Source organism: Paenibacillus spongiae, from assembly GCF_024734895.1.
Taxonomy (GTDB): Bacteria; Bacillota; Bacilli; order Paenibacillales; family Paenibacillaceae; genus Paenibacillus_Z; species Paenibacillus_Z spongiae.
This window is the reverse complement of the sequence record NZ_CP091430.1, coordinates 5,420,891-5,444,140: the sequence shown is the minus strand read 5'-3', so window position 1 is coordinate 5,444,140 and position 23,250 is coordinate 5,420,891. Positions and strand designations below refer to the sequence as shown.

Annotated in this window: 27 protein-coding genes; 12 read left to right on the top strand and 15 right to left on the bottom strand. The window is 52.0% G+C overall.

Going from position 1 to position 23,250, the window contains the following annotated elements; all coding sequences use genetic code 11:
• The first annotated feature begins 84 nt into the window (after nt 1-84).
• The gene (locus L1F29_RS24705) at nt 85-957 is read left to right on the top strand and encodes a YhcN/YlaJ family sporulation lipoprotein (protein WP_258384695.1); all 873 of its coding nucleotides are present in this window, start codon (nt 85-87) and stop codon (nt 955-957) included.
• A gap of 83 nt (nt 958-1,040) precedes the next feature.
• Here the strand turns inward: L1F29_RS24705 and L1F29_RS24700 are convergent, their stop codons facing one another.
• Nucleotides 1,041-1,892 carry a helix-turn-helix transcriptional regulator gene (locus tag L1F29_RS24700; protein ID WP_258384694.1) on the bottom strand — a complete coding sequence of 284 codons (852 nt, stop codon included), beginning with the start codon at nt 1,890-1,892 and terminating at the stop codon, nt 1,041-1,043.
• Nucleotides 1,893-2,046: 154 nt separating this feature from the next.
• Here L1F29_RS24700 and L1F29_RS24695 point away from each other — a divergent pair, with 154 nt between their 5' ends.
• The 3 genes from L1F29_RS24695 to L1F29_RS24685 all read left to right on the top strand — a co-directional run bounded on the left by L1F29_RS24695 (nt 2,047) and on the right by L1F29_RS24685 (nt 4,099).
• A complete protein-coding gene (locus tag L1F29_RS24695) occupies nt 2,047-2,985 on the top strand; it encodes a phytanoyl-CoA dioxygenase family protein (RefSeq protein WP_258384693.1) in 939 nt (312 codons plus the stop codon).
• A gap of 153 nt (nt 2,986-3,138) precedes the next feature.
• Nucleotides 3,139-3,714 carry a hypothetical protein gene (locus tag L1F29_RS24690; protein ID WP_258384692.1) on the top strand — a complete coding sequence of 192 codons (576 nt, stop codon included), beginning with the start codon at nt 3,139-3,141 and terminating at the stop codon, nt 3,712-3,714.
• Between the two features lie 160 nt (nt 3,715-3,874).
• Nucleotides 3,875-4,099 carry a helix-turn-helix domain-containing protein gene (locus tag L1F29_RS24685; protein ID WP_204819491.1) on the top strand — a complete coding sequence of 75 codons (225 nt, stop codon included), beginning with the start codon at nt 3,875-3,877 and terminating at the stop codon, nt 4,097-4,099.
• Between the two features lie 173 nt (nt 4,100-4,272).
• On the opposite strand, the gene L1F29_RS24680 is transcribed toward L1F29_RS24685, so the two are convergent.
• The gene (locus L1F29_RS24680) at nt 4,273-4,476 is read right to left on the bottom strand and encodes an alpha/beta-type small acid-soluble spore protein (protein WP_258384691.1); all 204 of its coding nucleotides are present in this window, start codon (nt 4,474-4,476) and stop codon (nt 4,273-4,275) included.
• Between the two features lie 131 nt (nt 4,477-4,607).
• Here L1F29_RS24680 and L1F29_RS24675 point away from each other — a divergent pair, with 131 nt between their 5' ends.
• A complete protein-coding gene (locus L1F29_RS24675) occupies nt 4,608-5,468 on the top strand; it encodes an ATP-dependent DNA ligase (RefSeq protein ID WP_258384690.1) in 861 nt (286 codons plus the stop codon).
• Nucleotides 5,469-5,530: 62 nt separating this feature from the next.
• Here L1F29_RS24675 and L1F29_RS34510 read toward each other — a convergent pair whose 3' ends face one another.
• The 7 genes from L1F29_RS34510 to L1F29_RS24645 form a co-directional block, all read right to left on the bottom strand.
• Nucleotides 5,531-5,914: a LytTR family DNA-binding domain-containing protein gene (locus tag L1F29_RS34510; protein ID WP_373876431.1), complete on the bottom strand. Its 384-nt coding sequence runs from the start codon at nt 5,912-5,914 to the stop codon at nt 5,531-5,533.
• A gap of 24 nt (nt 5,915-5,938) precedes the next feature.
• Nucleotides 5,939-6,061, bottom strand: a complete 123-nt coding sequence (locus L1F29_RS24670) for a cyclic lactone autoinducer peptide (protein WP_258384689.1) — start codon at nt 6,059-6,061, stop codon at nt 5,939-5,941.
• 4 nt (nt 6,062-6,065) lie between these two features.
• A complete protein-coding gene (locus tag L1F29_RS24665; protein WP_258384688.1) occupies nt 6,066-6,581 on the bottom strand; it encodes an accessory gene regulator ArgB-like protein in 516 nt (171 codons plus the stop codon).
• Complete coding sequence (locus L1F29_RS24660; protein WP_258384687.1) at nt 6,574-7,197, bottom strand: hypothetical protein; 624 nt, start codon at nt 7,195-7,197, stop codon at nt 6,574-6,576. The genes L1F29_RS24665 and L1F29_RS24660 overlap by 8 nt, the downstream gene beginning before the upstream one ends.
• A 42-nt stretch (nt 7,198-7,239) precedes the next feature.
• Nucleotides 7,240-7,554, bottom strand: a complete 315-nt coding sequence (locus tag L1F29_RS24655; RefSeq protein ID WP_258384686.1) for a hypothetical protein — start codon at nt 7,552-7,554, stop codon at nt 7,240-7,242.
• Between the two features lie 431 nt (nt 7,555-7,985).
• Entirely contained in the window at nt 7,986-8,162 is a 177-nt protein-coding gene (locus L1F29_RS24650) for a hypothetical protein (RefSeq protein WP_258384685.1), read from the bottom strand.
• A 33-nt stretch (nt 8,163-8,195) separates the two neighbouring features.
• Nucleotides 8,196-8,387, bottom strand: a complete 192-nt coding sequence (locus L1F29_RS24645; protein WP_258384684.1) for a hypothetical protein — start codon at nt 8,385-8,387, stop codon at nt 8,196-8,198.
• Nucleotides 8,388-8,588: 201 nt separating this feature from the next.
• On the opposite strand from L1F29_RS24645, the gene L1F29_RS24640 reads away from it, so the two are divergent.
• The 6 genes from L1F29_RS24640 (at nt 8,589) to L1F29_RS24615 (ending at nt 16,532) form a co-directional block, all read left to right on the top strand.
• The gene (locus L1F29_RS24640; RefSeq protein WP_258384683.1) at nt 8,589-9,257 is read left to right on the top strand and encodes a hypothetical protein; all 669 of its coding nucleotides are present in this window, start codon (nt 8,589-8,591) and stop codon (nt 9,255-9,257) included.
• Between the two features lie 144 nt (nt 9,258-9,401).
• Nucleotides 9,402-11,147: a sensor histidine kinase gene (locus tag L1F29_RS24635; protein WP_258384682.1), complete on the top strand. Its 1,746-nt coding sequence runs from the start codon at nt 9,402-9,404 to the stop codon at nt 11,145-11,147.
• Between the two features lie 89 nt (nt 11,148-11,236).
• Nucleotides 11,237-11,716: a GNAT family N-acetyltransferase gene (locus L1F29_RS24630; protein ID WP_258384681.1), complete on the top strand. Its 480-nt coding sequence runs from the start codon at nt 11,237-11,239 to the stop codon at nt 11,714-11,716.
• Nucleotides 11,717-11,817: 101 nt separating this feature from the next.
• Nucleotides 11,818-13,389: a hypothetical protein gene (locus L1F29_RS24625; RefSeq protein ID WP_258384680.1), complete on the top strand. Its 1,572-nt coding sequence runs from the start codon at nt 11,818-11,820 to the stop codon at nt 13,387-13,389.
• Nucleotides 13,386-16,328 (top strand): DEAD/DEAH box helicase, encoded by a 2,943-nt coding sequence (locus tag L1F29_RS24620; protein ID WP_258384679.1) that lies wholly within the window; start codon nt 13,386-13,388, stop codon nt 16,326-16,328. The genes L1F29_RS24625 and L1F29_RS24620 overlap by 4 nt, the downstream gene beginning before the upstream one ends.
• Before the next feature lie 30 nt (nt 16,329-16,358).
• Nucleotides 16,359-16,532, top strand: coding sequence for a hypothetical protein (locus L1F29_RS24615; protein ID WP_258384678.1), 174 nt, complete (start codon nt 16,359-16,361; stop codon nt 16,530-16,532).
• 94 nt (nt 16,533-16,626) lie between these two features.
• Here the strand turns inward: L1F29_RS24615 and L1F29_RS24610 are convergent, their stop codons facing one another.
• The 5 genes from L1F29_RS24610 to L1F29_RS24590 form a co-directional block, all read right to left on the bottom strand.
• Nucleotides 16,627-17,742: a GerAB/ArcD/ProY family transporter gene (locus L1F29_RS24610; RefSeq protein WP_258384677.1), complete on the bottom strand. Its 1,116-nt coding sequence runs from the start codon at nt 17,740-17,742 to the stop codon at nt 16,627-16,629.
• Between the two features lie 51 nt (nt 17,743-17,793).
• Entirely contained in the window at nt 17,794-18,027 is a 234-nt protein-coding gene (locus tag L1F29_RS24605; protein WP_258384676.1) for a hypothetical protein, read from the bottom strand.
• A 5-nt stretch (nt 18,028-18,032) separates the two neighbouring features.
• Nucleotides 18,033-19,232, bottom strand: coding sequence for a Ger(x)C family spore germination protein (locus L1F29_RS24600; RefSeq protein WP_258384675.1), 1,200 nt, complete (start codon nt 19,230-19,232; stop codon nt 18,033-18,035).
• Between the two features lie 20 nt (nt 19,233-19,252).
• Entirely contained in the window at nt 19,253-20,758 is a 1,506-nt protein-coding gene (locus tag L1F29_RS24595; RefSeq protein ID WP_258384674.1) for a spore germination protein, read from the bottom strand.
• Nucleotides 20,759-20,968: 210 nt separating this feature from the next.
• Nucleotides 20,969-21,109 carry a hypothetical protein gene (locus L1F29_RS24590; protein WP_258384673.1) on the bottom strand — a complete coding sequence of 47 codons (141 nt, stop codon included), beginning with the start codon at nt 21,107-21,109 and terminating at the stop codon, nt 20,969-20,971.
• 197 nt (nt 21,110-21,306) lie between these two features.
• Here L1F29_RS24590 and L1F29_RS24585 point away from each other — a divergent pair, with 197 nt between their 5' ends.
• Nucleotides 21,307-22,284 carry an aldo/keto reductase gene (locus L1F29_RS24585; RefSeq protein ID WP_258384672.1) on the top strand — a complete coding sequence of 326 codons (978 nt, stop codon included), beginning with the start codon at nt 21,307-21,309 and terminating at the stop codon, nt 22,282-22,284.
• Nucleotides 22,285-22,377: 93 nt separating this feature from the next.
• Here L1F29_RS24585 and yfbR read toward each other — a convergent pair whose 3' ends face one another.
• Nucleotides 22,378-23,103, bottom strand: coding sequence for a 5'-deoxynucleotidase (gene yfbR, locus L1F29_RS24580; RefSeq protein ID WP_258384671.1), 726 nt, complete (start codon nt 23,101-23,103; stop codon nt 22,378-22,380).
• Nucleotides 23,104-23,250: the final 147 nt, after the last annotated feature.

The following is a 23,250-nucleotide window of genomic DNA, read 5'->3' as shown; positions in this document are numbered from 1 at the left end:
CAAGCATAGCCTCTCCGTGAACGGTCAACGATAAGAGCGGGCCCTTTATTCGACATTATGGCCCGACGAAACGGAGGATGGCAGATGCATCGCAAATGGGTAGTGCTTATAGCCGGAGCTATGCTCGGGACCATGTTGACGGGCTGTATGGAGAAGACAGGTGATCTTGGAAACCAGAACATTCGTCAAAATAAAGTTCGCTATGATATGAATGGCAATCGGATCATGACGAAGCGATTCGCGAACGACCAAAAGAATGAGATGAACCGCCTGGACGGCCGCAGGCTGAACAGCAATAACATTGTCGGCTTGCATCGCAATTACCGTCTGGAGATGAGCGAGGAGGCTTCGAACCGCATCTCTTCTCTGAAGGGCGTCGGCAATGCTTACGTCATGCTGACTGACAATAATGCTTATGTCGCCGTATCGCACGATGACGATAAGTCCGGTAAAACAGACGGATCGGCAAAAAGCGCAAGTCCGATGGCAAGGTCGCTATCCCGGACGGACCAAAGCTACTTGCCTAAAGGAATGACCGGAGTGGGCCGCACCGGACGGACGGAAACTTCATTGGATTATGACATGCTCGGCACAAGGATGGATGCGACGAGGAGCTTCGACGATACGAAAATCCATACGAACCGTTCCCACAACCGGTCATACTCGCCAAGAGGCGCCGGAACAATGATGAAACCTTCTTCGGCAAGTCGGATGAATGCAATGGGTACGAACGAGTCTAAGATAACCGGCGCATTAAAGGAGCGTATTGCGAAGGAAGTCAAGACGCTGGCTCCGCAAATCGACAACGTCTATGTATCGGCTAATCCGGATTTCGTATCTCGAATGACCGCTTACATGGAGGATGTCCGCCTTGGCCATCCGATTCAAGGCTATATCGTCGAATTCAATGCGATGGTTGATCGTATATTTCCCGCCAATCCGATCATTACGAAATAATAACCAATAAGAAGCCGGTTGTCGTACATGTAATGCGATGACCGGTTTTTGTCAGAGTATGCCCTTGAAACCTTCATGTTATGCTAGTCCGTGACAAGCGAAGAGCAGAATTGGCTGAGGCTGACGCCCATATTATTCTTGAACATCCGTCCGAAAGTATGCACATCGGAATATCCGATTGACCGTGCAATTTCGCCTATGGACATATTGGTTTGGACAGCCAGTTCCTTGGCCCTCTCGATCCGAACCCGGGTCAAGTATTCGAACGGCGTCATCCCGAACGCTTTGCGAAATTTCACGATAATATAGTTGCGGCTCAGACCGGACAGCTGTTCCAGCTCCTTGTGCCGGATTTCCCGGTCATAATGATTGGCGATATGGTTGCGGATCAGCACCATCTTCGTCTTGATTTTGTGCTGGCCTTCCGTTGTGGTTTCCCGCTCTTGCTTGCAGCGCGACAATTCGCCGAATAATTGCATGAGCAAGCCTTGGCATGAGGTATGATGCGTAAGACCGGGCTGATGATAATGAGCAATCAACTGCGAGAGCAGCTTCTCGATATTATGACCCGCGAAATTGCCCAGATAACGGTCTTCTCCAATAAGCTCTTCAACCGGATAGGCGCTTTCCCCGAAGTGAAACAGAATGGATATACATATGTAAGGCTCGCCGGGGCTTGTTCTTACTTCGTGAAGCTGCATCGGCATATGATAAATCAGATCCCCCTTGCGGGTAATAATCGTCCGGCCTTCGATTTCATATTCCGCATACCCGTCGACAACATACTGAAACTGGTAGCTGTTCAGCATCCGCGGCTGAATTCCCCAGTTATCCGGTGCGTGAAAAAGATGAGCGAGTGTAATGTAAGGAGGAAAGTAATATTTCCCGGCAGCATGCTCAGGCAATGTATAGTAGTACACCGGCGGTTTATCCATTTGTCAATCCATCCCTTCAATTGAAATGACAACGCTGTCTTTCTCTGAATTCTATTATGTTTGATTGGTGTGATATCGGCAACATAATTGTTACTTTAAACTAAATACGTGAGCTATTGTTTCTCCTATACTTACAAAGAGAAGGAAACGTAACATGCGAGAGGAGCGATATGCATTGACGAAGCTGAGCAATACCGAGCTAATTGTGGCCGATGCCCGTCTTCAACCTTGTATTACGGAGGAAGAGGCCCAGTTTTTTCTGGATAACGGATTTCTGGTTATTCGTAATGTCCTCGTAGGCGAGGAGCTGGAGTTGGTTCAGTCGGAGATGACGACCCTTTATGACAAAGGGATGGCCGGCATGCCCGATGATCCCGATTACAGGTATGGTAAGGGTGTGAAATCGGGCCAGAATACGCTGCATCGCATTGAATACGTCATCGATAAGAGCGATCCGATGAAAGTGATGCTCGGGCATCCCTATATTCTGCGGTCGGTAGAAAAGCTGCAAGGATCAAACCTCATTCCTACCTGGGATTCCATGGTGTTGAAGGCGCCGAATGAAGGAATGATCGTTCCTTGGCATCGTGATGCAGCTGTGCCGGAAGGGTGCACGGATCCGCATCCGATCTTCAACGTGGACTTCTATCTGGACGAAGCCGACCTGCAAACCTGCCTCTGGGTCATACCGCGCAGCCATCTGTGGTCGCAGGAGGAAGCGAAGGAGCGCTGCAGCCGCCCTGGATTCGAGACAGAGGATGCCATTCCGGTTCCTATGCAGCCTGGCGATGTTATTTTACACAATATTGAGGTGCTGCACGGTTCTCCATCGGGAGATGGCAATCCGCTTCGCCGTACCGTCTATTATGAATTCCGTCCAGGTGAAATCGAAGCGGAGTTTGGCCCGCACACGCTGGAATATCTCTCTCTCAAACAGAATATGCTGCTCGATTGCATAGAGCGCCGCAAGCAGGCGCCATATGCGCAGAATGAAACTCCGTTTGCTTATAATCCGACTGGCGGCTTCGCCATACGTCAACCGAAGCAGGTGCAGCAATACCGTTACGCGCATGAAACTTATTGGCGGCGTTAATAACTCGATAAATAGGGCTTTCTCCGGTCAGTGAAGACCGGGGGGAGCCCTTTTTTTTTCACAGGGAAAGGGGGCGGACAGGCATCCAATTACAACCGATGCTCGATTCATATAGTGAAAGGAATGAATCTTTTAAATAGGAGGAGAGCGGGCATGGGAATAAGAAGACTCAGATCCCTCAGCGGAAGGAAGAAGGCTGTCACTGCTCAGAGGCGGGATGTTATTATTCAAGGACTAAGAATCACCTCCAGACGTACGATGCCGCTATATCGGCGGATCGTTCGCGACCGTAACTACGCAGCTCAGCTTGTACAGGCCGTCCAAGCGTTAAGTCTGGAACGGGTTGAAACGATCATCCGGATGGAGGTTCCCGGAGCGATGGTTAGCGTTGGAGCCGGTTTCGATGCTTGTTTGGATTTCGATAATGGAGATCGGGAGTTTTGCGTAGGGATCTTTCGTCCGGGAGAACGTATTCATACTGCACAAATTCGTTTGGTATCGCGTATCATGCTGCCTCTTCTCCGCAAGATGGCGAATAGCCGCCAGTTCACCGCCAAGGTTACGGATACGATAATCAGGCGGCAGCCCGCTGCTCTGCTCCGGCTCGTCCGATCGGCCGTGAATCCGGCACGCGTTATTGCGACGCCTATCGATGATTTCGGTTTTGTGTGCGTAGTCAAGCTGCCCAGCGGCGCCAGGTATAACTTTGTCGTGACGATTCTTCTTTAGAATTATAGGGATAAGCTCAAACCCTATCCCTTTGGAGAAGATGCTGTGCCCATTTTTGTTGGAAGCCGCACCACTGCAAATGCCCCTTCATACTATAATTTGACTGTATCCCTTAACCTTGTTAAACCATAAAAACCCGAGCAAGGAGGGGTGACAAATCTTGAAGGGAAGCGACCAGAAGAGCAAGTTTTTATTGACCCATCGTGAGCGCGAGGTATTCGAACTGTTGGTACAGGATAAAACAACCAGGGATATCGCACAACAACTGTTCATCAGTGAAAAGACCGTACGCAACCATATCTCCAACGTGATGCAGAAACTTAATGTCAAAGGTCGTTCGCAAGCAGTTGTCGAGCTGATCAAGCTTGGGGAGTTAAAAATCTAATGTTGCTGTGATACCTGCATGGGCACCTTCATTAACGCTGATTCATCAGCGCAAGCCTTCTTTTTTCCTACTTTACGAAATGTGGGAGAGAGAAGGCTTTTTAATGTTTATTATAGTGGCGAAAAAACACCAGCCCGCATTGCTGCGGGCCGGAATCGCCAATCGTAATACGTTTATCTGCCGCCAAGCTGCTGCTCGGCAATTTGGATGAGGCGCCGGGTAATGTTACCCCCGATCTGCCCCATCTCGCGGGTTTGCATATTCCCGTAGTATCCGTCTGCCGGCAGATGGATGCCAAGCTGCTGCGCCACTTCATACTTCAATTGATCCATTGCCATGCGGGCTTGCGGAACGACGAGCTGATTGTTTCGAGCCATTGTTCTCACCTCCTGATACTGGAAATATTATGTGGAACAATCAGGAGGTCTATGCATCACTTACCGGAATTCATGAACGAAATGAAGTGATACAATGGATAGACAGTGGATAAGATACGGAGGAAACGGCTATGTTTATTTCACCGATGCTCCTTGAAGAACAAGAGGAGCCCTTTGACGATGACCGTTATCTGTTTGAACCGAAGATAGACGGGCATCGGATGATCGTATCGCTCATGAACGGCAAGGTTCAGATGTATACGAAGCATAATAACATTTGCACCGGGCAGTATCCGGAGCTGTTTCATGTGCCGGTTAAGCCAGGCTGCGACGTCGTTCTGGATGGAGAGGTCGGATACATGAATCCGGACACGGGGCTGTTTGAGTTCGATACGCTCCTGGAGCGCTTCAAGCAGCGCAAAGGACCCAAAATTCTCGAAGGCCGGCTGAAGTGGCCCGTCCGATATTTCGTCTTTGACATTCTGCATGCCGATGGAGCGGATGTCCGCGGTTTGCCTTTCGTTGAACGGATGGCGCTGCTCGACGACATACTTACAGAGAACGAATACTATAAGAAGATCATACGTGTAAACGGCCGGGGCAAAGTGTTGTTCGAAGCGATCCAACAGTTAAACCTTGAAGGGATCGTAGCTAAGCGGAAGGACAGTCTCTATGCAAGCGGACAAACGGCCGGATGGATGAAAATCATGAACTACCAGTACGAGAACGTACCGATAGTCGGTTATCGGAAGAAGCATTTCGCCCTGCTGGGGCAAGTCACGGACCAGCCTGAAGGCAGAATTGAACTGGCCATGCCGGCCGTTCTTCGCAGATCATTCCATAGCACCGCCAAAGGTATGATAACCGGTGAAGACCGAAACTATATTTACATGGAACCGCAAATTCGAGCTTGCATCCGTTATCGCAGCAAGAATAAGAATGGTCTGCCGCGGGCGCCGGAGTTTGTCGATTTAATTATAAAGGCAGAATGATTGCGTGAGCGGGTTCCATATAAAAACAGCCGCACCTCGGTGGCACAGCTGTCATTCTATAATTATGCTATTACGATAGAATCGCTGGATAATAGCTTCATGACTTCATCAAAGTGCTTACCGGAAAACGTGCAATTTTTGGAGCCTGTGTGAGTAGGCCATTCAAAATAAGCCTTCTTGGTTCGTGAATCCAGACAGACAATCTTGTCTATATTGACGGCATTATTACGATCGACCAACTTGAAGAAATACCCGCTGTTGTTAAGCGATTCGATGAAATATTTTAACGTACTCATGGTGTAATATTTCTTGTTCATCGTATGGATTATTATTCGATTAATTAAATTGTCGTACTCGAAAAAGATGATGTCATGAATATTTACAAGTCCAAAGCCTAGTTTCCCGTCGATATCGAGTGTGACAGACAATTGTTTACATTGCTGCATCCCTGATCAACCCCTGAGCTTTGATTACTTAAGCAATTCTTCTGGCGTCTCTGGTTGATGAATATAGCCCCAGCTTGCAGTGCTTACAACTAAGATCGCAGCCGAAGCAAGGACTGTTGCAATTAAGCTATAAACTCGTTTCGCCATCTTTTCACCTCCTTATTCGAATTAATGTTAATGCTTGTACCAGAAAAGTCGAAGCCAGTACCGAGCTGCCGACCATAAAACTAACCGCAATCATAGCAAGTGAAATCAGTTTCAAGAATGGAAAGTATTTCTTGGGAATCCGGGTCTGCGCATCAATACGGGAAGGCGCGAAGACCAGGGCTAAAATAAGCGCCATGATGTTGAAAACGAATGTTATCGTACTGTTGAATTCTGCAAAGGAGAGCAGCGTAATCCCTGCCGTCGAAACGACGATGCACATCATTCCCGATTTCAAATGGTAGCCGCCGGAAACCTGACGAAGCAAAGCAAATGCGGTCAATGCGATGACAGCGTTCCGGATTTGTCCTGTTAGGAGCGCGATCCCAAGCGATAGCCCGATAATAAAAATAATGTTTAAAATAAATGAAATCGAATATTGCAATACAGCTACGCTGGCCTGATGCTCGGGCACCTTCGACTTAATCCCTGCCGCGATTCTGTGGGACAGTGCATTAATCAATCTGTCGCGCTTCCTTTCGTATAGAATAGAACAAGAAAATAATCAGAGTCAGAAGGAAACCAAACAAATTAGCGTACACGTCTTGGAAATACATCATCAGAAGCAAGGCCAAAATAAATACAATGATCAAGATCATAACAAAGACTTGTTCGCCTTTAAATCGCAGTCTCTCGAAATTGAATGTAAATCCGAATCCCTTCCTGTATACTGCCCAACCGATGAATGTGCCGATAACCCCAGTTAGACATTGAACGATATAACCTTTAACCGGATCAGCTTGTATTTTCGCAAGGCTAAAGGAGAAGGATATGATAAACGTCTGCAGCATCATATAGATACTGTATCCGACAACCGTCATAAACATGGATTGTAGAATCGGAATTCGTACGATGATTTTGAAAAATAAAATCGTGATCAAAATGTTTATGGTGGGGGCTGAATACGACATCGAAGCTAATTCTGCCCGGGTCAGGTAGTTTTGTAAATTGATCAGTTCGATAATAATGAGCGAATGCCATATAAACCGCGTGAAGTTGTACCGAAATATGTAAAGAGCTAATGCGTATACGGAAAGTCCCTCAATCGTCGAGAAAAGCATAAACCATATGAAATTCATTACTCACCATCCCGCTTGTCCATTATGAGTGAGGTAGCGAGTTTATTCTTTCTCGCGCCGCCATTCATCTATCTTTGCTTTGTATTCCACGATATCTCGCTCAAGCCATAACGGCCTGCTGCCGACGTATAAGGCGGGTTCAGGGAAGAATTTCGTCTTTTGCTTATGGTGCATATTTCGAACATCGATGCCGAGCAGCTCCGCTACCTTGGCGGATCCCGATAATTCCGGCAGCTTCTTGCCCGCAAGCTCCTGATGCAGCTCCTCGACCTTATGGACTAATTCGAGTATCCGTATCCCGACGTCTCCCCCCAGTTCCTCGGCTAATGTAGTATATTCCTTCAATGATAAGTTCAAATGATCCATCACCTGCCTGCATAGTTCGCTGTATAAAATATACGATTTTGTCATATATTCCACAAGAGTTTTTCATATATTTATGTAAAAAGCAAAAGACCCACGTTAATGGGTCTTCTACACCAGTCAACCGCCGTCAATTAACAGCAGCCTTTACCAATGCCGCCAATATTGCCGAAACCTAAACAGCTGCAAGCGACAATCACCAATAGAATGAAAAGTACCAGGATCGAACCTGTGCTTGTGAATGCTCCTCCAACGAAACCGGACATTTTTCCGTACACCTCCTTACGTGACGAGTACCCTGTAAGTTATGCGTGATAATTACCTTATGATTGGGTGTTTGTTACGTCGGAGGGATATTTTAACGGCGCAATCCGCCTTGCAGACGGCATAAAAAAGGACCCGCATCGCTGCGGGTCAGGTAACCATTAATTGTGATCATGTTCGATTGTTGAGTCATAGATAACCCGATTTCCTTTGCCTTCTTCTTGCTCCGTATATGCAATCAATACGATGTTGCTGCCCGTGGCATTGGACAGGTCGCTTTCAAGCTGCTGAAGCCGGGTAACGGCATCCGGCGTGAGCGTGGCTGTTCTGTATTCCATCCGTTCACCTCCATAGCGGTATTAGTGAAGCGATTACTTCTGCTCGTCATCATCGCCAAAAAGCAACGATTTCTGAATATTGTTCATGATCTGCTCTATAATAGGCTCAATCAATTCCGTTGACGAAATATCTTTATGCCCGGGGTCGGGAATAACGTGGATAACGTCAGGCCCATAGGCTGTTTCATCACGATTGCTCTTGTTGTTATCGCTCATTAAATCCATCAGCTTCCTTCCATGCTCAACGATGAAATAATCTTAAGGCAAGGTTGCTCGGCCAGACCTGTTCTTATGTAGGATTCCCTGATCTTCCGCGGGATAAACATCCGTCAGACAGGCGAAACCGGTTTCAAATTCCGGCTATCCCCTTGCTTACTTATCATGTACAATGAAGTGAGTCAGAACCACTAATGATTCGGAGGCTCTATGAGTAAATTTCTGCTATTTGGTTTGCTGTGGGCATTGCTTGGAAATCCATTTCTCGCTATTCTCGTACTGCTTGTTATTCTCTATATCCTCGACCGGCGCTTCATCGGTCTTACGCCCAGCTTTATTAAGCCGCTGCGGAGGCGGACGGCTATCCGCCGGCTGCGGCAGCAGGTATTGATGAATCCAAGCGATGTGCCGGGCAAGCATGAGCTGGCGAGATTGCTGATCGAGCGCAAACGCTACGCGGAAGCGAAGTCAATCCTTATGCCGCTGCAGGACGCACTCGAGAACTCGGCAGAGTTCTGGGACGATCTCGGCGCATGTCTGGTCCATCTCGATAAACCGGAGGTTGCTGAGGCAGCGATCAATAACGCATTGTCGATTAATCCGAGAGTGAAATATGGCGCTCCGTACTTGAGGCTGGCCTCTCTATATGCTAAGACCGATCCGCAGAAGGCGATCAAGCATCTCGATGCGTTTCGCGCGATCCAAACCTCTTCCTGCGAAGCGTACTATAAGCTTGCGCAAATTTATAAGCAGCTTGGCCGCCTTGATGATGAGAAGCAAGCACTGGCAGATTGCGGCGCGGTGTACCGTATGCTGCCCAAGTATAAGAGACGGCAAGAGCGCAAATGGGCGGTCCTTGCACGGCTCCGCAGGGTTTGACCTTCATAAGCAATGAATCGATTCGTATTTCTCTGTAAGAGACTCATGATAGCTAACTAGAAATTCGTCCCTACATTTATCTCAGTACGTTTGAATAGAATCTGCCGCGTACCAACAACGGACAAACAGGAGAGTCTCATGATAATGCGTCGCAACGTCTGGCTGCTGGCTATTGTGTTAATCGCCGTTCTGCTTGGCGCCAATAACACCGTTTATTATTTTACGACCAAACAATCATTGGAGGAAAACCTCCGGCATGAATTGCAATCGATTGCAAAGCAGATCGAAATTTCCATCGAGCTTTCCAGACAAGGTTCAGAGAAATTTCAGGAGCAAATCGGACGGGAGCTTCGGGCGGTCTCCATAGCCGCGCAATATGCTCTGGATCCTGACGTCGAGAAGGTGACCAAGGAGCAGTTAACCGAGCTGAGCATGAAGCTGGATGTGCTTCATATTACGCTTCTAAAAAGGACGATCGACAACATTGTCCTGTACAAATCATCCGATCCGAAGCAGATCGGCTTCAAGACGAATACCTGGGATCCTTGGTACCAGGCGTTTAATGAATTATTCGACACGCATAACGTCACGATCGACTGGGGACAGAGTCTGGAGAACTTTTGGACAGGGCCCTTCGAGTTTGCGCAAACCGAGACGAGTAAAATCCGCAAGTGGGGCTATTACTACGACGGTTCGACCAATTATATTATCGATCCATACATCAGCTATGAAGACCGGCAGATGGAATATGACAAGCAGACTGGAGTCGGCATGATCATCGCCAAGACGCTTCTTGAGAACAGCCAACTGCTCGAGATCACCGGCATCAATCCGAGCACGTTCCCGCTCGGCGAACAGACAACGGTGACCCAGAGGGGCGATAAACTTGCTCATATGACACAGCAGCCTATTGTATACGGTTCCTATCTGTACAAGCATGCCGACGACCAGAAGCTGGTCCAGAAGGCCATTCAATCGAACCAATCCATAACCGTTAACACAACCATTAACAACAAGCATGTTCTCAAGCTGTACATCCCTGTGTCTGTCGACAAATCGACAAGCATGCTGGATGAGAACGGCGAACCGATCAACCGGTACGTCTTAACGTTGGTAGCGGATTATAAGACGATCCAGAATTCGCTGGACAAGCAATTTTCCAATATTGCACTTATCATGCTTGTTGTCACGGTATTAAGTCTTGTCATCGTTTACCTGATCGCTTCTTCCTACCGTAGAGCGCAGGATAAATTGGTGCGGAGAACGCAGGAGACGTATGTCGAAGAAATTAACGGGTTGTTCCGGGCCATACGGGAACAGCGACACGATTTTATGAACCATGTGCAGACGATCCATGCGCTAGCGGAATTGAACAAGACAGACGAGCTGAAGTCGTATACAAGCGAGCTGACCGGAGAAATCCGCCAGTTGAACGACATCATTAATATCGGCAATCCCGCCATAGCTGCGCTCATCCGCTCCAAAATTTCACAAGCGGAATCGCTGAAGATTAAGCTGGAAACCTCGTTTGCGGATATGAGCAATCTGGCTCTCGGGATCAAGTCGCTTGATTTAACCCGCGTACTGGGCAATTTGATCGATAACGCCTTCGATGAAGTGATGAATTATCCCGAGGAACGTCGGCTCATCTCAATTAAAGGGAGTCAGACGAATGGATATATGGAGTTTGAGGTAAGCAACACATGCGATGACGCCGGCAAGCTGGACGGGAAGCCCCTCTTCGAAAGCGGCTATAGCATGAAGGGAGCTACCCATTCCGGACTTGGACTTTCGATCGTGAAGTCGATCGTCGACAAGTATAAGGGCTCTGTCCGAATCGTTCTGAATGAACCGAATAAGGTGACGTTCATCATTCGCATTTCGGACTAGCTGAAGCATCATGTGCAATGATTTTCTTTTGTGTATACTGAAATTATGTTTGCCATTATTTGCAATCATCGAAGGGGGATGCAAGGGCCATGCCAGACATGTTGGTTAAGTTATATGAGCTTCCGGAGGATGAATCGGCTGCGAAATATGCCCAGCGCACGGGGGTTATGGTACGGAGGGCGATCGGACCGGAGCTTCGGACAATCGCGAAGTGGGTAGAATCGCATTTCGGCCAAGGCTGGAGAAGCGAGTGCGAGGTTGCCATTTCGCGCCAGCCGGCTTCCTGCTTCATTGCCGTTAAGGATGGGGAGCTGCTCGGGTTCGCTTGTTATGATGCGACTTGCAAGGGCTTCTTCGGCCCGACGGGCGTGGATGCACAGGCACGCGGACTTGGCATCGGCAAACGGCTCTTCCTGGAGACGCTGCGTGCCATGCGGGAGGACGGATACGGGTATGCCATCATCGGCGGCGCGGGTCCGACAGAATTTTATGCGAAGACGGCGGGAGCGACGATTATAGAAGGCTCCGTGCCGGGGATCTACGCGGGCATGCTGAAGGTTAACGATTAGATGCGATGGCTCTTTGCTTAGGGACGCTTCGTCCGAGCAGAGAGCTTTTATTTTTGATATAATAAAAAGAATGTTTATACGCATGATTGGGGGGGACGGAGATGGACACTTACTTTCGGCTCAAGGATGGGCTTCGCAAAACCATGGAGCAGCAGCTGCTCGTGACGATCCCCCTGCCGCTGCTGGAACGCGGATGGGATTATTACCGCCGTGAAAAGGTACTCTCCGTTCAAGTGATGGACGGTTCGTCGATCTACGGTACCGTGCGGGATTCCGAAATCTATGCCGTAACGCTTGATGCGGATGAATTCGGGTTTAGCACTTGTACCTGTTCAAGCAGCAGTCACTGCATGCATATGGCTGCCGTATATTATGCGTATTGCGACTATGCTGGAGAAAGCGCCGACGAAGTGCATAATCGGTTCTTATATGGAGGAGATCTTGCTACCGTAGAAAAGTCGGCTTCCGGACAAGACGCGCATGCTGACGGCTCGCCGCTGGAGGAGAAACCGGATCGTTGGTTGACGGAGATGGACCGGCAGCACGGGGAGGTTTGGCGGCAGTGCCGACATTCGCTTCATCCCCTGCAGGCCGTATTATCCGCAATCAAAGGGACATCCAAGGATTGGAACAGCGACGTCAAACGGCTGCATTGGATGCATGCCGTGTTGTTCGTCGTCGACCAGGCGGAGAAAGCGTATGCCGCAACGGACAGTTACAGCCGTTATTATTATGAGATGGCATTTGCCCGCATGACCGAACCGTGGGTATCTCACTATCAGGAGATGGCAGCCGAGCTGTCGCCCGGGCAAATGACGGATATCGAGAATGCCGCCGTCGACAGTCTCGTCGGTTTATTTCATGGGCGGGATATGGATCGGGAGCAGCAGCTTCATCGCTGGGAATCGCTATATTTTTCCCTCTGGACGAAGCTTGTAACGGTGCCGCAGCGCCGCCTGGCTGAGGAAAGCTGGCTGAAGGAGGCGAATGAAGCCGGAAGGTCGGCCTTCTTCTATCCGATGGCTCTGGCTTTCCTGGCTTTCATCGACCTACGGGACGAGGAGGCGGTAGCGCTGCTGCGGGATACGGCCTTCAACCGGACCTCTCTGCTGGCGTGCGATTGTGCGATGCAGCGGCTCGGGGAAGGCGATTGGAAGCGGCTTGAAAGCTGGATGGGCTTTATTCATAGCGGCCTCAAGATCGAGCGGAAATCACGCTCCTTCGGCCCGTTTCTATCGATGTGCCGGTTAGCCGATGAGCGGCAGCCGGACAATCCGCAATGGCAGCGTTATTTGATTTCGTTCTTGCCGCATTCGTATTCGGCCTTGACCGAGCATTGGCTGGGGCGTCAGCAATACGAACAGTGGGCGGATTTGCAGATGCTGATCGGCATTGACCCGGGCGAGCTTGACGTGCAGGTGCTGCGCGAGCTGTCCAAGGCCGCTCCGCATGTCCTCATGCCCTTGTATCATCAGGCGATCGACGCCGCAATCCGCAGCCGCAACCGGCAGGGCTACAAATCGGCCGTGAAGCTGATGAAGAAGCTTGAACGGCTGTATAAGGCGGAGAATCAGCAGGAGCGGTGGAGCCGCTACATTGACGGAATCGTAAGTAAGCACCAGCGGCTGCGGGCGCTGCAGGAAGAGCTGTGGAGGGGAAAAATCATCACATGAGAGGCTACACAGGCGCGGAAATCATGTATGTGGACGGCTATTGGAAAGATGGCGAGGGAATTGTCCTGACCGTCAGGCACGCGGCAGGATTGACGCAGCGGCTGAAGGCGCTTCTGTTTGCCTGGCATGCCCCGTCCTGGTACGGCTCTGACATCGAGGAGCGCGAGAGCGGGCGGGGCAAGGAAGTGGAGATGATTCTCCCTCCCTTGCTCGCGCTCGATTACTTGACTTCCCCGGAGCCGGTTCGATTGCTCCGTGTTGAATGGGGCGAGCGGCTGCTCAAGCTGATGGAGTTCGCTCATCTGGTCCGGCATGTTCTGCGCAGCGGCTGGTTTATACCGGATTGGGCCAGATGGTCGGAGGAAACGAGGGTATGGAAGATCGAGCTGCCCGCTGCGGAGCACGAATGGATTGACCGCTATGAACGGCTGCTGGCTTCACTGGATGAGAACGACCGCGGCGTCAGACGATGGCTGAGCCAGATCGTCGAGTCGCTGATCGACGGCGATCCCAAGGTCGCCGCCGCATGGGGGGAAACCTCATCGCTTGCCGGAGCGGCATCCCTTTACATGAAAGCCGCGGATGAAGATGACTGGCTCGTATCCATCGGGTTGAAGCAAGACGATGTTCCTTTCCGGCTGGGTCTCCAATTAATCGAGCCGGATCACGAAGCGGGCTGGCGTCTTCGTCCCGCCGTGCAGGACCGGGCGGAAGGCGGCAGATGGGTTACGCTGGAGCCGGCTATTGCCGGACGGCATGAAGAGGACAGAACGCAGCCCCGCTGGCGGCTTCCCGCCGGGGTGCCGGAGACGTGGCTTCCTTACTTCGCTGAACGAATGCGTAAGGAAGAAGCCAAATGGATGTCGGCTCTGCCGGACTGGACACAGCCTAACGGGGCTGAACATGCGGATTCATCTCCGCAGCAGACCGTGTTTCGGACGGAGCTGACTGACGGTCAGGCGTATGCCTTTCTTGAGGAGGCGGGTCCGCGTCTGCTTGAAGCCGGCTGCACCGTGCTCCTGCCCGGATGGTGGGAGGCGGTACGGAGCCGCAGGCTGCGGCTGCGGGCGAAGGTGAAATCCTCGGTTGGTTCAACCGAGCAGCCGACATTCGGCCTGCAGCAGATCGTCGATTTCGATTGGAAGCTGGCGGTGGGCAATATCGATCTGAGCGAGGCGGAATTCATGAAGCTCGCGGAAGATAACCGTCGGCTGCTGCAAATTGGCGGCGAATGGGTGCATCTGGACCCGGACGATGTGGACCGGATCCGCAGATGGCTCAAGAAGAACGGCGGCAAGCACGGATTCACGATTCGCGACGTGCTGGAGATGCACCTGCGGGGAACGGCTGACCTGGAGGCGGAGCGGGAAGACAGGGAAGCGCTCGAAGCCGAAGTGGAGCTCAATGAGCATTTGACCGCTTGGCTGGGTAAGCTGAACGAGACATCGGAGCTGCCGCTCGTCGACAAGCCGGCGGCGTTCCATGGCGAGCTGCGGCCATATCAGCTGCAGGGCGTCTCCTGGCTCGCTTTCCTGCGGCAGTTCGGTCTCGGGGGTTGCTTGGCGGATGATATGGGGCTTGGCAAGACCATTCAATTTACCGCCTACTTGCAGCATGTGATCGAACGGGGCGGCGGACTGGGGCCGTCGCTGCTCATTTGTCCGACATCGGTTATCGGCAACTGGGAGAAGGAGCTGGAGCGATTCGCTCCCTCGCTTCGTGTCCATGTGCACTACGGACCGCGCCGGGCGAGCGGAGAAGCATTCACTAACGCGGCTCAGGAGGCGGATTTGGTCATTACCTCTTATGCGCTGGCACCGCTTGACGAAGAAGCGCTGAGCGCTGTCCGTTGGGATGTCGTCTGTCTGGACGAAGCGCAGAACATCAAGAATTACTATACCAAGCAGTCTGCTGCGATCCGGAGATTTCACGCCAATCACCGGATCGCGCTGACCGGCACCCCGATGGAGAACCGGCTGACGGAGCTGTGGTCGATCTATGATTTTATTAATCCCGGCTATCTGGGGAGCTTAAACGAGTTCCGTCAAGCGGTCATACAGCCGATCGAGCGCGAGCGTGACGAGACGCTTATTGCGGAGCTGCAGCGCTGGGTAAAGCCGTTCATGCTGCGCCGGGTGAAGAAGGATCCTTCGATTCAGCTTGCATTGCCGGAGAAGAATGAAATGCACACCTACCTGTCGCTTACAGTCGAGCAAGGTGCGCTGTACGAGAATATCGTGTCCGATCTGCTGGGACAGCTGGAGCAGGCGGGTACCATGCAGCGCCGCGGCCTCATTCTCTCCACGCTGACCCGGTTGAAGCAGGTCTGCGACCATCCTACCTTGTTGCTCAAGGAGGATGGGGATACGACAGCCGCGCCTTGGGACCCGGAACGTTCGAACAAGGTCGTGCGCCTGCTTGAGATGGTGGAGGAGATAGCCGCCGAAGGCGAACGCTGCCTCATCTTTACGCAGTATGTCGATATGGGCGAAGCGTTGAAGCGGCTGCTGGAAGAGCGGATCGGCATGGCTGTTCCGTATTTGCACGGCGGCGTGCCCAAGCAGAAGCGCGATGCCATGATCGAGAGCTTCCAGAACGAAGCCGAGCCTGGCTGTGCATTCGTACTCTCGCTTAAGGCGGGCGGCACCGGGCTTAACCTGACGGCGGCGAATCACGTCATCCACTTCGACCGTTGGTGGAACCCGGCGGTGGAGAATCAGGCGACGGACCGGGCGTTCCGGATTGGCCAGACCCGGAATGTACAGGTGCATAAGTATGTTACCCTCGGCACGTTGGAGGAGCGCATCAACGATATGATTACCCGCAAGCAGATGTTAAACGAACAGGTTGTCGGTCAATCGGAGAACTGGATTACGGAGCTATCCACGGATGAGCTGCGAGAATTGTTCACGCTGCGCAAGCAGAGGCTGAAGGGCTAATATGTTCGCAATGTGAGGGGAGAATGAGTCATGGCGGAGCATGAACGGCTTGATGATCAAGCGGATACCGATCCGGGCGGATCGGCCGAGCGGGGCTCTTCGGAGCCTCGGAAGGAACAACCGGTCGGTCCTTCGGACGCCGCGGCGCATTGGCAGGCATTCTATCGCTCGATTCGCGATGCCGTTAATGGGTTAAGGGAATAAACCAACCATGGATAGATAATGAAAAAAGCCTCTCCTTTGTTGTCGGCTGGCCGCGCTGCCGTACCAACAACGAGAGGCTTTTTATGTTCTAATGCTAGCCGTTTTTTGGGGATAGAGCATGCAGTACCCGCATTCTGATCGTCCCGACAATAAGCAGCAGCAGAGGCATAATCAGACCGTAAGACGAGGCGTAGAAAAGCCAGATTTCTTTGTTGAATTCACCGGACACCTGTACGTTCGGAAAGATGATAAGCGAGAGGGCGACCATGATCATGCCGAGTGGTGAAACGAGCGGCCGGTAATCGTTCAGTTTAAACAGATTGGCGAATACGGCAACGGAAACGTAAAAATACATGACCGCCCGGAAAAAAGTCGTGATGATCCATAGAAAAGCGAGCACGGCTTCGATCCGGGTCAGAAAGTTCCCGATTGTTATCATCTTGGCAAGCGAATAGCTGGGCGCCGTATTCAATGCCATGAGCTCCGGCCCGAGAACAAGCGTAGTCAGCAGGATCCCGATAATGAGAACGATCCCGCCCGCCAGCGTACCGATATAGAACGCTTTGCCGGCCGCTTTGCTCCGGTTAACCGCCGGATATATCATCAGAAATATTACAGGAGACAGCGAGAACACGCTCATATAAAACAGAGCGCCGCGAAAAACCGGCTTGGCGCCTTCCTCCAGCATGGGCGTCAAATTCTTCATGTCCACTTGGGGCAATATGCACAGAATCAGAACGACAGTCAGAATTGTGAACGGAACGACCAAGATTTCCGCGGACCGGACAATCGGTTCGATGCCCAGCCGTACGGCCATCAGGATAATCAAGGTAAACAGGATATTGAAAGCGGTAAGCGGAGTTTCGGGCATCCAGAACGTTTTGACAAAATTGCCGACATAATAAACGACCTGTGCCGCAGTCGAATAAGCCCACAGAAAAAACGTGAAGTTGACCGCTTTGCCAAGCCATTTGCCGAATATCTTTTCATTGAGCTGATCAAGGGTTAGCTCAGGATATAATTGACCGACTTTGATATATAGCCATACAAGGGCAAGCCCGAAAACGGTGCCGATCAACGCGGCAAGCCACGCATCTTGCTTCGCAAATTCCGTTAGCGGCCCCGGAGTATGGAGAATAACCGTGCCGACGGAATACAGAAAGACGAGAATCATAAATTGTCGGGCAGAAATGTTCGGCGTTCCTTTCACGGATTCACCTCCTTGTAATCATGAATGGGGAAGCATCCAGAGGCGCAAGGCTTACTTAAACGCCATCTCCAGCATATTGCTGAACGGCCGATAAAGAGCCGAAATCCAGTCCACCGGATTCGGTATATCCGCGTTCAAGCTTAAGGCTATGCTTAGAGCTGAACCAAAAAGGAGCAGCATCGAGAATGCCCAAAGCTCCTTCTTGCGCTTGTGTTTCACCAGGGAGGGGACTTCGAGCATGACGATTGCGGCGGTGGCGAGAAGGATTAAGAAGACGGCCAGCATGTGATCTACTCCTTCAACTGCTTTATCAGCGGATTCGTGATCGTCCCTATACGCCGGATTTTGACGTCGACTTCGATTCGGACGGGAAGCTTCGCGAAACGACTGTCCCAATCCAGCTTGGCTTTTCTCCAGAAGGCCGGGTTCGCCCGCCGGACGGCTTCACCGAAGCCGAAAATATCCGTTTCCAGCTTCTGTGCTTTGGCGACCGCAGCCTCGCTGTGCCGCTTCAATATGGCTGCCGTTCGCTTCTCCAAATCGGCGAACGTATCCGCCTTGGAGAGATCGATCTGGCATTCGACGTCCGAAACGTCGGCTTCGGTGCGGATGACTGCGCGGCCTTCCGGCTCCCCGCCAACAACCTTGCCCGTGAGTTTCGTTTTGGACGACACAATATCGACGGCCAGCTTTCCGCCTTCCGGACAAGCCATCTCGACGGCCGTTCGGTGCAATTTATCCGTCAGGTCGCTGTATCCCTTGCTCTCCGTCTCATTCAACCATCCGACCAGCTTATCGTCCTTGAATACGCCCAAACCCCTAACCTGAAGGACGGCTCCGGGTATAATCGATTCGACGTTTTCCTTCCTTAGGCCCAGTTCCTTATCGCCGGCGACGCGGATGCCGGTCAATACCGGATTGTCTCCTTTTCTCAGCAAATCTTCAGTCAATTCGTTGAGCTGAACGGCGATAATCGGCGACCATTCTTTCTCCGCTACTTCGAGGGAATGGAAGAGTTTGTTGGCCGGAATTTTCTCGAGCGGAGACATATATCCCAAGATTTCTTTGGCTGCCATTTCCCTTGCTATCGCGATGTAGAAATCCGAGCGGAATTCATGGTCCCGCGATAAATAATCGAGCGTCCTGCCGATGCCTTGCCTGGCCAATGATTCGGACAGGACAAGAATCCGAATATGGGAAAAATAAGTTTTTCTCGGCGTTACCGTCGTCAACCGCCGAATGGCTTCCGCGATCGTATTTCCTTTCGAAGAATACAGCGTCACGGGTGAATATCCGCTGGTTCCCCCTCTCTTAACGGCTACTTCCCCGGGATTTACGACTTGGACGGAAACCTCGTATTGCTTGCCGGCTTTGTCGATTCCGATTGCAAGCACAATCCCGAGATCGTTCAGCTCCTTGCGACTCCAGCAGCCGGTCAGGATTACGAAACATGCAAGGATGCCGATCAACGCTGCAAATCGATGTTTCATGGTCACGAGCACCTGCCTTGTCACGACCGCTGCTTTGGTTTGACGGGCGGCCCCGTGTCTTCTCGAATCACGTTATTTTGATTAATCAGCCGGGGACGGGAAAATAATGCCCAATGGGGCAGACGGATGAGCGCATCTTTCTGATCGGAAGGGATCAAAGGCGCGAAAGGACTCATGTAAGGAATTCCGAACGTACGCAGACTGCTCAAATGCAGGACGAGCGCAATCAGCCCGATAATGATGCCGAACAAACCGAATGTCGCTGCAACCACCATTAACGGAAAACGAAGCATTCGGATGGAATTGACCAGACTGTAGGACGGAAACGCCAAGCTGCAAATGGCTGTAACGGATACGACGATGACCATAGCCGCCGAAACGACGCCCGCTTCTACCGCCGCCTGCCCGATAACCAGCGTTCCGACGATGGAGACGGCAGGACCGACCACCCGCGGCATTCGCAGTCCGGCTTCCCGCAAGATTTCGAAGGCGATCTCCATCATGAGCGCTTCGATGAATGCGGGGAACGGAATGCCTTCCCGTTGGGCCGCCAGACTTAACAGCAGCGCAGTCGGAAGCATTTCCTGATGATAAGTCGTGATCGCGACGTACAGCGACGGGGCAAGCAAGGCGATAAAGATGCCGATGTACCGAAGGATCCGGACAAGGCTGGAGATATCCGCACGGTGATAGTAGTCTTCCGAAGCGTGCAGGAATGAGACCAGCAGTGCCGGAACGACAAGCACGAACGGGGTGCCGTCCACAAGGATGGCGACCTTTCCTTCCAGGAGCTCCGCTGCGATGACGTCCGGCCGTTCGGAATTATATACGGTAGGGAACGGCGAATAGGGCTCATCCTGAATCAATTCCTCGATATAGCCGCTTTCAAGTATGCCGTCGATCTTGATCCGGTCAAGCCGCTTGCGCACTTCTTCAATGATGCCGTCATTGGCGAGCCCCTTGATATACATGATGCCTATGTCCGTTTTGGTCATCCGTCCGACCGGCTTCGTCTCCAGCCACAGATTCGGATTTTTGATTTTTCGCCGGATCAGCGCCGTATTCGTGCGGAGCGTTTCCGTGAAAGCTTCCTGCGGCCCGCGAATGACGGATTCGCTGACAGGCTCGCTGACGGCGCGGTCCTTCCAGCCCGGCGCCTCGACCGCGATGCCATGCGCCAGGCCATCCAGCAAAATGACGATATTAGCGGTCAGCACGGCATCGTACAAGCGTTCGAAATCGGCGATATCTCGTATATTGGCGCTCACAAGGAGCGATTCCTTCAGTGCTTGAATGATGTCCTGCGAACGTTCATCGTCATTCTGCGGATGAAATCTTTGCAGCAGCGACTCTATAATAAATTCATTGACGATCTTGTCGTCTACCAGTCCGTCAGCAAAGATAATAGCTGCCAGCCGACCGCCGCCGATACGGAGTTCCCGAATGACAATATCCGTACTGTTTCCGAACGTTTCTCTGATTTGCCCGAGATTATTCAATAGACTCGTATGTAAACTAGCCGCCATTTCCCACTCTCTCCCAAACGTATATCTTTGGATCTAATATGACCATATTGATTCGTAAATAAACGTTGAAGGAAAGTGAAGAGAGTAGAGTGGAACTGATGACCGGATCAGTAAAAATACAGCGGGAGGCCGATCGGAGGGGTTAAGGCTAGAAGGACTTCCCGGACGGGATTGAGAAGTCCTTCTAGCCTTGCTATTTCGGAAACCGGATTAGCATTTGTTGCCTTTCTTGCTGCTTGCTTTCATCGGCTTCGTGCCCGACTCGTCGGCAAGCTTGTCCCCGAATTGGTCGAGCCGATCAGGGCTTGCCGCAGGTCCGTCATTGTCCGGCTTGCTGTTTCTTCCTGCCATGGTTATCACCTCCGCCGTTCATAACATGAGCGCCGGAGGGGAATTTCATACGCGGTGACAAGAAGGCGGCAGCGTGCAGCTATACCTTGCGTAACCAACTAAACTTAAAGTGAGTACTTAACAGACCGGAGGAAATCATCTATTCTATAAGGTGTATTCTGGCAGATAAATTTCTGGGACAAGGAGTGGGATTGAATATGAAATTTACGTACTTGGGACGTTCGGGATTAAAGGTCAGCCGGCTTTGCCTCGGCACAATGAACTTTGGCGTAGATACGGACGAGCAGGAATCCTACCGGATTATGGATGCGGCGCTGGACGCCGGCATTAACTTTTTCGATACCGCTAACATCTATGGATGGGGCGAGAACGCAGGGCGCACGGAGGAGATTATCGGACGCTGGTTCGCCCAGGGAGGCGGCCGCCGCGAGCGTACGGTCCTCGCGACGAAGTTCTACGGCGATATGCATGACCCGCAGGATGGACCGAACCGGGACGGCGGGCTTTCCGTTTATAAATTGAGAAGACATCTGGAAGGCTCCCTGAAACGGCTTCAGACCGACCATATCGAGCTGTACCAGATGCATCACGTTGATCGCAATGTAGGCTGGGATGAGCTGTGGGGAGGCTTTCAAACGGCAGTCGCGCAAGGGAAGATCGGCTATGTCGGCTCCAGCAACTTTGCCGGCTGGGACCTTGCCGTCGCTCAGGGCGAAGCCAAGGCGCGGGGAATACAAGGGCTCGTCTCGGAGCAGCACAAATATAATCTGATGTGCCGGCTGCCTGAGCTTGAAGTGCTGCCTGCTGCACAGAATCTCGGCATCGGCGTCATCCCTTGGAGCCCGCTGGACGGCGGACTGCTGGCAGGCAACGCGACTCGCGGCGGAGCAGGCAAACGCAGCGGCGATATGAAGCGTGTAGAGCGTCACCGGGCTCAGCTGGAAGCATTCGGGGCGCTCTGCGACGACCTCGGCGAACGCGAGGATACGGTTGCTCTGGCATGGCTGCTCGCCAATCCGGCGGTCACCGCGCCGATTATCGGAGTCCGTACGCTGGAGCAGTTCGAGCGTTCGCTGCGTGCTGTCGAGCTGGAGCTCGACGAATCCGCGATGAAACGCCTGGATGAGATTTTCCCCGGCCCGGGCGGGGAAGCGCCGCGCGCTTACGCGTGGTAATGTAACGTAAGCAACGACATAGTAGAACAGCCTCCATGGTCCGGTTAACCGGCTGTGGAGGCTGTTTTTTTCGTAATGCGGCTCCTGATCCCCTCAATCGTTCTCCGATAGCTCGTCCAATGTTTTACTGAAGCTTGGCGCCATGTGCTCGAGGAACCAGTCCACCTCGGGGATGGCGAGGCGGGCAAGAGTATCTTCGGTTTGTTTCTTGGCCACGGCGAATTCCCGATTGCCGGACGATAGCTCCGACAGACACTTGATGTAGGCATCCAGCAAGTCGGCGGCTTTGAGCATCTTGAGCAAATCATGTTCATCATCGCTCGATGTCGGCACAGCGGCGTCTTCTGCAAGCCCCGCAAAACCCTCGCGATCCGACTGTTCGGCAGCCGCCGACAGATCCGATTCCCCTCGGTGCTCAGCTGCTTGAGCGCGATTGCGGCGATGCTTAGCGGCGGGACCGAGCACAAGGGACTCGTAAGAAGGCTGCAGCGTGCCCGGCACCATATCGAGCAGCCGTTCGGCGGCCAGCGCTTCGATCTCGCGGAAATTCGTGAGCATCTTCGGGTTATGATGCTTGACGGGAGTGGGAATGTCTCCCGTGAATACTTCGGTCGCGTCGTGGAATAGCGCCATCGTCGCCGCTCTGTCCGCATTCAGCGACCGTCCGAATATGCGGTTGCCGATTTCGCACAGCATATGTGCCAGCAGCGCGACATGGTAGGAATGCTCCGCGACGTTCTCGCGTGTCGTGTTGCGCATGAGGCTCCAGCGTTCGATGTAACGCAGCCGGTACATATAAGCGATAAAGTGGCTGTCCAATAGAAAGGCTCCTTTCAAACAAGCGAAGAGATTTATAGGCTAAGAGATGCCGCAATAGGCCGGATTACCGAGGCAAATACCGCAGCAGCGGCGATATATGCGGCTTTTATTGCAAGTCCAGCAATGAATAAGCTTTACGTCAGCGCT

Coding starts and splice junctions, on each gene's coding strand:
- L1F29_RS24705 (WP_258384695.1), top strand. CDS start 85: ATGCATCGCAAATGGGTAGTGCTTATAGCCGGAGCTATGCTCGGGACC.
- L1F29_RS24700 (WP_258384694.1), bottom strand. CDS start 1,892: ATGGATAAACCGCCGGTGTACTACTATACATTGCCTGAGCATGCTGCC.
- L1F29_RS24695 (WP_258384693.1), top strand. CDS start 2,047: ATGCGAGAGGAGCGATATGCATTGACGAAGCTGAGCAATACCGAGCTA.
- L1F29_RS24690 (WP_258384692.1), top strand. CDS start 3,139: ATGGGAATAAGAAGACTCAGATCCCTCAGCGGAAGGAAGAAGGCTGTC.
- L1F29_RS24680 (WP_258384691.1), bottom strand. CDS start 4,476: ATGGCTCGAAACAATCAGCTCGTCGTTCCGCAAGCCCGCATGGCAATG.
- L1F29_RS24675 (WP_258384690.1), top strand. CDS start 4,608: ATGTTTATTTCACCGATGCTCCTTGAAGAACAAGAGGAGCCCTTTGAC.
- L1F29_RS34510 (WP_373876431.1), bottom strand. CDS start 5,914: ATGCAGCAATGTAAACAATTGTCTGTCACACTCGATATCGACGGGAAA.
- L1F29_RS24670 (WP_258384689.1), bottom strand. CDS start 6,061: ATGGCGAAACGAGTTTATAGCTTAATTGCAACAGTCCTTGCTTCGGCT.
- L1F29_RS24660 (WP_258384687.1), bottom strand. CDS start 7,197: ATGAATTTCATATGGTTTATGCTTTTCTCGACGATTGAGGGACTTTCC.
- L1F29_RS24650 (WP_258384685.1), bottom strand. CDS start 8,162: ATGGAATACAGAACAGCCACGCTCACGCCGGATGCCGTTACCCGGCTT.
- L1F29_RS24645 (WP_258384684.1), bottom strand. CDS start 8,387: ATGGATTTAATGAGCGATAACAACAAGAGCAATCGTGATGAAACAGCC.
- L1F29_RS24640 (WP_258384683.1), top strand. CDS start 8,589: ATGAGTAAATTTCTGCTATTTGGTTTGCTGTGGGCATTGCTTGGAAAT.
- L1F29_RS24635 (WP_258384682.1), top strand. CDS start 9,402: ATGCGTCGCAACGTCTGGCTGCTGGCTATTGTGTTAATCGCCGTTCTG.
- L1F29_RS24630 (WP_258384681.1), top strand. CDS start 11,237: ATGCCAGACATGTTGGTTAAGTTATATGAGCTTCCGGAGGATGAATCG.
- L1F29_RS24625 (WP_258384680.1), top strand. CDS start 11,818: ATGGACACTTACTTTCGGCTCAAGGATGGGCTTCGCAAAACCATGGAG.
- L1F29_RS24620 (WP_258384679.1), top strand. CDS start 13,386: ATGAGAGGCTACACAGGCGCGGAAATCATGTATGTGGACGGCTATTGG.
- L1F29_RS24615 (WP_258384678.1), top strand. CDS start 16,359: ATGGCGGAGCATGAACGGCTTGATGATCAAGCGGATACCGATCCGGGC.
- L1F29_RS24605 (WP_258384676.1), bottom strand. CDS start 18,027: ATGCTGGCCGTCTTCTTAATCCTTCTCGCCACCGCCGCAATCGTCATG.
- L1F29_RS24600 (WP_258384675.1), bottom strand. CDS start 19,232: ATGAAACATCGATTTGCAGCGTTGATCGGCATCCTTGCATGTTTCGTA.
- L1F29_RS24595 (WP_258384674.1), bottom strand. CDS start 20,758: ATGGCGGCTAGTTTACATACGAGTCTATTGAATAATCTCGGGCAAATC.
- L1F29_RS24590 (WP_258384673.1), bottom strand. CDS start 21,109: ATGGCAGGAAGAAACAGCAAGCCGGACAATGACGGACCTGCGGCAAGC.
- L1F29_RS24585 (WP_258384672.1), top strand. CDS start 21,307: ATGAAATTTACGTACTTGGGACGTTCGGGATTAAAGGTCAGCCGGCTT.